This is a genomic window from Mesorhizobium sp. M7A.F.Ca.MR.362.00.0.0, from assembly GCF_004023175.1.
Taxonomy (GTDB): Bacteria; Pseudomonadota; Alphaproteobacteria; order Rhizobiales; family Rhizobiaceae; genus Mesorhizobium.
This window is the reverse complement of the sequence record NZ_RZTF01000193.1, coordinates 1-8,103: the sequence shown is the minus strand read 5'-3', so window position 1 is coordinate 8,103 and position 8,103 is coordinate 1. Positions and strand designations below refer to the sequence as shown.

The following is an 8,103-nucleotide window of genomic DNA, read 5'->3' as shown; positions in this document are numbered from 1 at the left end:
GGCGCGGCACCGCGCCAGCGCGGCAGAAGCGACGCATGGCCGTTGATGCAGCCGAGCCGGGTCGCCTCGAGAACCGCCTTCGGCAGCAGCAAGCCATAGGCGACGACCACGGCGACATCGGCCTGCAAGGCACGGAAAGCGGCCTGCTCGGCCTCGCCCTTGAGCGAAACCGGCGCCCGGACTTCAATGCCCAGCCGCTCCGCCTCGCGCTGCACCGGCGACGGCGTCAGCTCCAGCCCGCGTCGTCCTGCGGCGCGCGGCGGCTGGGTATAGACGGCCGATATCTCATGGCCAGCCTCGGCGATCGCGCGCAAAGTCGGCACCGAAAACTCCGGCGTGCCCATGAAGATGACGCGAAGGGGCATTTTTTCTTCTGGTATCCTGTCTTCTTGCTCGCACCGTGTGCCGGCTCAGGCGTCCGCTTCAAACGGGTTTACGCGCTTCAGGTCAAGCTCGTCGAAGTCGCGAACGTTGCGCGTGGCAAGCGTCGCATCATGGGCGAGGCAGATCGCGGCAATCATGGCGTCGGAAAGACTGATCGGACGGCCAATTCTTTCCCGCGTCGCCCGCAGCTTGCCGGCAAGTCGGGGGATCGAACCGGAAAATTCCACGATACGGCCGGCGAACTGCTGCGAAATCAGCTGATCGAGCACGCGAATATAACGGTCTGATCCCGTCTTGTTCAAAAACCGTTCGGCCCCGAAAGACTGCTCCATGATGACTGGCCCACACATGTAGAGTGCGAGAAGATCCTGTTTGCGGAACCAGGCGGAGACATTCAAGTCGGGCGCCGGTTTGCTGGCTTCGGAAACAACATTGGTATCGAGGATGATCACTCGAAATCCTCAACTGGATGGCCGAAGTCGCGTTTTCCGTCCGCTTCGATTTGGTCCATTATCTCGGAAAATTCATCGCCTATTGCATTTTCAGCAGCGAACGCCGAACGAATGGCATCCCACGCGGAAAGTCCCGGCTCCGGTTTGGCTTCTTTCTCCGCGACCATGCCTTTACGCAAGAGATCGATCGCCTTGCCCGACAGACTTTGGCCGCCCTTGCGCGCCGCGTGTTCGATTTCGCGCTTCAAGGGTTCGGGAATATCTCTGATCAACATATCGCCCATGGATGCCTCCAAGATTTGATATCACTGATATCACCCCCGGAGTCATTGATCAACAAGAGTTCCGCCCCTTCACCCAGCCACTCAAAACGGTCCATTAAGTCTACACCAACTGTTCAGGCGTATGCTTCGCGGATCTGTCCTGGGAGCTTCATATGCAGCGCGCTCAAAATCCCTTTGGGAAACGCAGGAAGCCAATAGCTGAATACAAATCGGTCGAAGAACGATACGAGAAAGGCGAATTGTCGAGGCGAAGAGAGAGCAATTTCGCCATTTATAACACCCTGCTAATGATGGTGTTAGCCGTGGTTGTCTCTCTGGTGCTGATCATCTCGCCAGAATCTCGCGCGCTTGCGTTAGAGATCGGTGCAAAAGCGTTCGAGCTTGGCAGGGATTGGGTTTTGCGTGGCGTGCTCGAATGATCCCTATCCCGCCAGCTTGCCCGGCGCCTTGTCCCTGGCGAGCTTCTTGAATTTCTTCACCACCATGTCGCGCTTCAGCTTCGAGATGTGGTCGATGAACAGGACGCCATTGAGGTGGTCGATCTCGTGTTGCAGGCAGGTCGCCATCAGGCCTTCGGCCTCCATCTCCTGCAATTTGCCGTCGCGGTCGAGATATTTGACCCGCACGGCGGCCGGGCGTTCGACCTCGGCGTAATAATCCGGGATCGACAGGCAGCCTTCCTCATAGACCGAGCGCGCGTCGGCGCTCTCCAGGATTTCCGGGTTGATGAAGAAATGCGGCGCCGGCGTCTCGTCTTCCTTGGCCAGATCGACCACCAGTAAGCGCAGCGGTTCGCCGATCTGGATCGCCGCCAGCCCGATACCCGGCGCGTCATACATGGTCGCCAGCATGTCGTCGGCTAATCTGCGCAAAGGCGCGTCGACACGCTCCACGGGCATGGAAACCTGGCGCAGGATGGGGTCGGGAAGGATGATGAGCGGCTTGATCGACATGGCGTTCCACCTAAGACCTCCAGAGAAAAGCGTCAACCGGTAGGCTGGAGGCTCGTTCACGTTTTGATCTGTGCCGGCAGCGCGAATCGTTTATGCTGTCCACATGAATGATTTGAGCACCATCCTTTCCGAACCTGTCGCCCGGCTTGGCGCCACAACCGTCACGCTCGGCCATGCGCTGGCCTTCGGCGCTTTGCTGTTTCTGGCCCTGTTCGTGGCGCTGGTCATTGCGCTGTGGCGATCGGCGAAGGCGCGCGCCGTCACGGCCGCGGAAGCCGCCGATCATGCCCGCGATGCGGAAGTGCGGATGGCCGGCATTCTGCAAAGCCAGGCCGAAATGCAGGGTCGTATGGGCGCCATCGCCGAAGTGTTCGGCGCACGGCAGGCGGAGCTGACGCAATCGATCGGCCAGCGCCTCGACGCCATGACCGGCCGGCTCGGCCAGACCATGACCGAGCAGACCAAATCCACGCATGAGAGTCTGGCCAAATTGCAGGAGCGGCTGGCCATCATCGATGTCGCGCAGGGCAACATCCAGTCGCTCGCCGGCCAGGTGGTGCAGCTGCAGGCGATCCTCTCCAATAAGCAGACGCGCGGCGCCTTCGGCCAGTCGCGCATGGAGGCGATTGTCGCCGACGGCCTGCCGCACGGCGCCTATGAATTCCAGGCGACGCTGTCGAACGGCAGCCGTCCTGACTGCCTGGTGAAGATGCCGAACGGCGCACCGTCGCTGGCCATCGACGCCAAGTTCCCGCTCGAAGCCTGGAACGCCATCCGCGCCGCCGACGGCGCCGACCTGCAGAAGGCCGCCTCGCAGGCCTTCCGCCGCGACATCGAGATCCATGTCCGCGATATCTCGGAAAAATACCTGATCCAGGGCGAGACGCAGGACACCGCCTTCATGTTCGTGCCCTCGGAATCGGTGTTCGCCGAGATTCACGAGAATTTCGAGGCGATCATCCACAAGGCGCACCGCGCCCGAATTGTCATCGTCTCGCCGTCATTGCTGATGCTGTCGATCCAGGTCATCCAGGCGATCCTCAAGGATGCCCGCATGCGCGAACAGGCGCACCTGATTCAGGGCGAAGTCATCCGGCTGATGGAGGATGTCGCGCGCGTCGACGAGCGGGTGCGCAAGCTGCAGGTGCATTTCGGTCAGTCGGCCAAGGACATCGACGACATCCTGGTTTCGACGTCGAAGGTCACCAAGCGCGGCCAGAAGATCGAGGCACTGGAATTCGGCGCGCAGCCCGACGGCGATGCCGCCGCGGACGCCGCGTCACGGGCTCCCGCCGCGAAGGTCGATTCCGGCGCGCGCGTTGCCGATTCGAAAACCGGGCAGCTCAGGCTGAGGGTCGTCGAAGGCGACGATTGAGGCGCGGCGCCGGACCGGCGCTACTGCTCTTCCTTGGTCGTCATACCCGGGAATTCCGGCAACCAGGGCAGCGCCGAGCGGTGCCAGCTTTGCCGTCTCGGGACTAACTGTTCACGTTGTCGCGCCGTGCCGACCCGGATGCCATAAACCTTCGGCCCGTCGCCAACCGATGTCGCGTAGAGATGCGAGCCGCACTCGCCGCAAAAGCCCTGCGCGCGCTTGTCGCCGCTCGATCCTGTCTTGATATAGACCTTTGGCGCACCCTTGGTGATCCGGTAGTGGCCTTCCGGCGCGCCCACGGTCACGCGAAAAGCCGTTCCGGTCAGTTGTTGGCAATCGGTGCAGTGGCAGATTCCGGTGTTCTCCGGGTCGACCTCCGCCTCGTAGGTGATGGCGCCACAATGGCAGCCGCCGTCGATTTTCATCTTCGCTCCTCCAAACTCCCTTTAATCCTAGCGGGGCAAGACCGTGAGGCAATGGCGGCGCTAGTCCAGAGCCGGATCGGATGCGGTCTCGATCAGCTTGCGCCGCTGCTCCCAGGTGCCTGTCGTCTGTGGCTTGACGAACAGCCGCGTGATCTCCGGCATTTCCTTCTTCAGCTGCGCCTCCAGGCGCTCGACGCAAGCTTCGATCTCAGGCGCCGTCAAATGGTCCTCGAACTCGATGCTGAGCCCGGCGACGATCTCTGCCGGCCCCATATGGACGGTCAGGACGCCGTTCGCCCGCTGCACCGCCGGATCCTGCTGGGCGATCGCCAGCACCTTCATCTGCACCTCGGGCGATGCCGGCTCGCCGATCAGCAGTCCCTTGCTTTCGCGGGCCAAGAAGATCGCCGTCGCGCCCAGGATCAGCCCAATGCCGATCGAGGCGGCGCCGTCGAGTTCCGGCATCTCCAGAACTTCCGCCGCCAGGATGCCGACGAACGCGACGATCAGGCCGAGAAGTGCTGCACTGTCCTCGAACAGCACGGTGTAGACGCTCGGATCCTTGCTCGACTGCACCGCCCGCAGCCAGCCCTGCTTGCCCTTCTGCTGGCGGAACTCCTTCAGCGCCACCCACCACGAACTGCCTTCGAACAGGAAGGAAAGGCCAAGCACGATGTAGGTCACCTCGGCGTTGGCGACCGGCTCCGGCGCCATCATATGGATCACGCCTTCGTAGAACGACACGCCGGCGCCCAGCGCGAAGACGAGGAGCGCGACGATGAAGCTCCAGAAGTAGAGTTCGCGGCCGTGACCGAGCGGATGCGTGCGATCGGCCGGGCGGGCGGCGCGGTGCATGCCGTAGAGCAGCAGGCCGCCATTGCCGGTATCGACCAGCGAATGCACGCCCTCCGACAGCATCGCCGAACTGCCGGTGAAGGCGGCGGCGGCGAACTTGGTCAGCGCGATGGCGAAATTGCCGGCGAGCGCCGCGTAGATCACCTTTTTTGAGCCGCCGTGCCCGGCCATGGCATTTGTTCCCATTCAAGGCGCAGTCTAGCGGCCAGGCCGCTAAAGCTCCACAGGCATCACACCGCGCGAATGTCGGGTCGTCCAAGCCAGCGGTCATGAGAGATCGGCCTATGGAAAACGGCGACTACTCGACGATCTCGCTGGTCCACACCTTGAAGCCGGCAAGCGTTCCCGGGCCGAATATATGGGTCAGCGGCACGTCGGCGGCGTCGCGGCCGGAGGCGATCAGGATGCGGCCGATGCGCGGTGCATTGTTGCGCGGGTCGAAGACATGCCAGCGGCCGCCGAGATAGACTTCCATCCAGGCGCAGAAATCCATGCTCGCCCACGGCTTCGGCATGCCGATGTCGCTGATGTAGCCGGTGCAATAGCGCGTTGGGATGTTGAGCGCCCGGCAGAAGGTGACGGCGAGATGCGCGTAGTCTCGGCACACGCCGCTCTGTTCGCGATACGCTTCCGCGGCGGTGCGTGTCGGCCGAGCATTGCCGTAGTTGAAGACGATGTGGTTGTGGACGAAGTCGCAGACCGCCTGCACGCGCGGAATGCCCAGCGGCGTGTTGCCGAACAGCCGCCACGCTTCATCAGCCAGAAGGTCGCTTTCGCAAAAACGGCTGGGCAGCAGGAACAGCAGCGTGTCCGCCGGCAGGTCGCGAACCTCGTGCTGCCAGGCCATCAGATCGCCCATCTCGAAAGTGCCGGGATCGCGGATCACCGCGTCGGTGCCGAAGGTGAAACGCCCGGGCGGCGCGACGAACCGGTTGCACCAATTGCCGAAACTGTCGCGATAGCTTTCGATCGGCACCGGCGGGTTGGAAATCAGGAAATCCGGCCGCTCGAGATCGGAGGCACGCGAATAATGCACATTCAGCATCGCGATGAGCGGCGTTTCCTGCGGAAAGTCGAAGCTCATCTCGCAGCCGATGTGGATTCGCATTGTCGTCCTGACGGCCTGCCTGACGATCACCCGGCGAAGCTCGGGTCGATGCTGCAGTGCGAAAATGACCATCGCACGGACCGTCATGGTTTACGAGCAAATTAGAAACCGGTTGAAAGCGATCCGGCGACGCCGGCAACGGTCGCTAACCCCTTGCGGTCGGGCGGTTCTCTTGTTTCACTTGGCGTCCCACATCAGGAGGAACGAATCATGGCTAAAGGTGCGATGAAGGCAGGCAAGGAAGCCCGCAAGCCGAAGAAGGACGCCAAGAAGCCCGCTCCGGCTCCCGCGCTGAAGGCGCCGCCGGTCAAGGCGATGAAGCTCAAGGACAAGTAGGTCCGGCGATCCACTTCGCAATAAGGGTTACGGCCGGCGACACTGTTGCCGGCCGCTGTTGATCGAGCGCTCGAAGTTCCTATATTGGCATGGCGGGGACGACCTCGCGCTTCCCCAAAATCCGGACGGGACGACCCGCCATTGTTTGACTGATCGTCGGACGCCGAAAATCGCTTTTCGGTCCGATGCTCTGATGGAGCGTTGTCGATGTCGCGGATTCTTCTCTTTTTCGCCGGCCTGTTCGAGATCGGCTGGGCAATCGGCCTCAAATACACAGATGGCTTCTCGAAGCTGGTGCCGACCGTGCTGACCGTTGCCTCTATGGTCGTCAGCCTCACTCTGCTCGGCCTGGCGCTGAAGGCGCTGCCCGTCGGCACCGCCTATGCGGTGTGGACCGGCATCGGCACCGTCGGTACGGCACTGCTCGGCATCTGGCTGCTCGGCGAACCAGCCACCGCGATCAGGCTGGCCTGCATCGCGCTCATCGTCTGCGGCATCATGGGGCTGAAGTTCGCCGCCTGACGGTCTTTTGGTTTGCGCATGTCGTCCTCTCAGAACCGGGACCAATATTTGGGCGACGGACAAACACCTTCAGGGCCGCTGTGAGGCGACCCTGATTGTCGAAGCTGGCTGCTTCGGTAATCCTGAGGCTAGCGGGCGGAGAAGCCCGGCGGCGTCCTGCCGGTGCGCTGCTTGCGTGCCGCATAACGCGCGTCACGCTTGGCCTTGCGTTCGGCTTCGTCGGCCAGAAAACGGGCGATGCGCTCGTTCTCTTCGGATTCCCGAATCTTGGCCTCAGCCTGTGCAGCTTCCTCGGCGGCGATACGTGCCGCTTCGGCTGCTGCCTCGCGCTCGGCCTTCTCGACCGCTTCGCGTGCCAGCTTCTCCTGCTTCAGCCGAGCCTTTTCAGCCTCGCGGATTTCGCGGGCCGCAAGGATCGCCTTGCGTTCAGCCTGCCGTGCCAGCACAGCAGGATCATCCGCCGCCGGCTTTGCCTTGAAGCGCTCGAGGAGCGCCTTCTTTGCCTCGTTTGCGGCATTGCGCCGCTCGAAAACGTCTTTTTCCCTGTAGATAGCCAAGTCCACTTCCCTGAAGTCAATTCGCGACGCTTACATACGCGCGAAAACCGAGAGTTCAAGCGCCAAAACGGCATGGCAGCCATGAAATTGTCGGCTGTTGCACTCGGGAGACGCCTTTGGAGCAATTTCAGGGAAAGTGTGAAACGGTTTTCCGGGAAAAGCGCGCAGCGCTTTCCCTTGGGAATTGCGACGAAGAGATTGAACCGAAAACGACATGCACTGTTCACCGTCGCGCCTCTGGCGGCGAGGTTGGCGGATGGCTACGTCTAGCGGCAAATTCCAACACCAGGATGACATTAGATGGAACTCGGTCTCTACACCTTCGCCGACGTCAGCCCGCAGCCGGGCCCCGGCGCCATCGGCCCGCATGAGCGGCTGCGCAACCTGATCGAGGAGGTTGAGTTGGCCGATCAGGTCGGCCTCGACGTCTTCGGCCTCGGCGAGCATCACCGGCCCGACTATGCCGCCTCCGCACCGGTCGTGGCCCTGGCCGCGGCCGCCGAGCGCTCGAAGCGCATCAAGCTGACCAGTGCCGTCACCGTTCTGTCTTCCGATGACCCGGTGCGCGTTTTTCAGCAGTTCGCCACGCTCGACCTTCTGTCGGGCGGCCGCGCCGAGATCATGGCCGGGCGCGGCTCGTTCATCGAATCCTTCCCGCTGTTCGGTTACAACCTCGAGGACTATGACGAACTGTTCGCCGAAAAGCTCGATCTGCTGCTTGCCATCCGCGACAGCGTGAAGGTTACCTGGTCCGGCAATCTGCGCGCGCCGATCAACGATCGCGGCGTTTATCCCCGGCCGTTCCAGGACAGGCTACCGGTCTGGATCGCCATTGGCGGCACGCCGCAGTCT

Annotated in this window: 13 protein-coding genes; 5 read left to right on the top strand and 8 right to left on the bottom strand. The window is 62.3% G+C overall.

The window, feature by feature from the left end; translation table 11 throughout:
• The 3 genes from EOC06_RS43095 to EOC06_RS21795 form a co-directional block, all read right to left on the bottom strand.
• Nucleotides 1-365: methionyl-tRNA formyltransferase (locus tag EOC06_RS43095; protein WP_281062097.1), on the bottom strand; the 365-nt coding region annotated here is incomplete at its 3' end.
• A 45-nt stretch (nucleotides 366-410) separates the two neighbouring features.
• Nucleotides 411-836 (bottom strand): type II toxin-antitoxin system VapC family toxin, encoded by a 426-nt coding sequence (locus tag EOC06_RS21800; protein WP_127383449.1) that lies wholly within the window; start codon nucleotides 834-836, stop codon nucleotides 411-413.
• Nucleotides 833-1,120, bottom strand: a complete 288-nt coding sequence (locus EOC06_RS21795) for a plasmid stabilization protein (RefSeq protein WP_127328141.1) — start codon at nucleotides 1,118-1,120, stop codon at nucleotides 833-835. Before EOC06_RS21795 ends, EOC06_RS21800 begins: the two co-directional genes overlap by 4 nt.
• 152 nt (nucleotides 1,121-1,272) lie before the next feature.
• On the opposite strand from EOC06_RS21795, the gene EOC06_RS21790 reads away from it, so the two are divergent.
• Complete coding sequence (locus EOC06_RS21790) at nucleotides 1,273-1,539, top strand: hypothetical protein (protein ID WP_128308759.1); 267 nt, start codon at nucleotides 1,273-1,275, stop codon at nucleotides 1,537-1,539.
• A 3-nt stretch (nucleotides 1,540-1,542) separates the two neighbouring features.
• Here the strand turns inward: EOC06_RS21790 and def are convergent, their stop codons facing one another.
• Nucleotides 1,543-2,073: a peptide deformylase gene (def, locus tag EOC06_RS21785; protein ID WP_128308758.1), complete on the bottom strand. Its 531-nt coding sequence runs from the start codon at nucleotides 2,071-2,073 to the stop codon at nucleotides 1,543-1,545.
• A gap of 103 nt (nucleotides 2,074-2,176) precedes the next feature.
• Here def and EOC06_RS21780 point away from each other — a divergent pair, with 103 nt between their 5' ends.
• Nucleotides 2,177-3,448, top strand: a complete 1,272-nt coding sequence (locus tag EOC06_RS21780) for a DNA recombination protein RmuC (protein WP_128308757.1) — start codon at nucleotides 2,177-2,179, stop codon at nucleotides 3,446-3,448.
• Nucleotides 3,449-3,468: 20 nt separating this feature from the next.
• Here EOC06_RS21780 and EOC06_RS21775 read toward each other — a convergent pair whose 3' ends face one another.
• From EOC06_RS21775 to EOC06_RS21760, 3 genes are all read right to left on the bottom strand, one after another.
• Complete coding sequence (locus EOC06_RS21775; protein WP_023810754.1) at nucleotides 3,469-3,873, bottom strand: GFA family protein; 405 nt, start codon at nucleotides 3,871-3,873, stop codon at nucleotides 3,469-3,471.
• A 60-nt stretch (nucleotides 3,874-3,933) separates the two neighbouring features.
• A complete protein-coding gene (locus tag EOC06_RS21765; protein WP_128308756.1) occupies nucleotides 3,934-4,899 on the bottom strand; it encodes a cation diffusion facilitator family transporter in 966 nt (321 codons plus the stop codon).
• Between the two features lie 127 nt (nucleotides 4,900-5,026).
• Nucleotides 5,027-5,836, bottom strand: coding sequence for a transglutaminase family protein (locus EOC06_RS21760; protein WP_027040094.1), 810 nt, complete (start codon nucleotides 5,834-5,836; stop codon nucleotides 5,027-5,029).
• 210 nt (nucleotides 5,837-6,046) lie between these two features.
• Here EOC06_RS21760 and EOC06_RS44880 point away from each other — a divergent pair, with 210 nt between their 5' ends.
• Nucleotides 6,047-6,172: a hypothetical protein gene (locus EOC06_RS44880; protein WP_013528464.1), complete on the top strand. Its 126-nt coding sequence runs from the start codon at nucleotides 6,047-6,049 to the stop codon at nucleotides 6,170-6,172.
• A 207-nt stretch (nucleotides 6,173-6,379) separates the two neighbouring features.
• Nucleotides 6,380-6,694, top strand: coding sequence for a quaternary ammonium compound efflux SMR transporter SugE (sugE, locus tag EOC06_RS21750; RefSeq protein ID WP_128308755.1), 315 nt, complete (start codon nucleotides 6,380-6,382; stop codon nucleotides 6,692-6,694).
• A 128-nt stretch (nucleotides 6,695-6,822) separates the two neighbouring features.
• Here sugE and EOC06_RS21745 read toward each other — a convergent pair whose 3' ends face one another.
• Nucleotides 6,823-7,251 carry a DUF6481 family protein gene (locus EOC06_RS21745; RefSeq protein ID WP_023761392.1) on the bottom strand — a complete coding sequence of 143 codons (429 nt, stop codon included), beginning with the start codon at nucleotides 7,249-7,251 and terminating at the stop codon, nucleotides 6,823-6,825.
• Nucleotides 7,252-7,551: 300 nt separating this feature from the next.
• Between EOC06_RS21745 and EOC06_RS21740 the strand changes: the two genes are divergently transcribed.
• Nucleotides 7,552-8,103 (top strand): LLM class flavin-dependent oxidoreductase (locus tag EOC06_RS21740; RefSeq protein ID WP_128308754.1); only part of this gene is annotated, 552 nt, incomplete at its 3' end.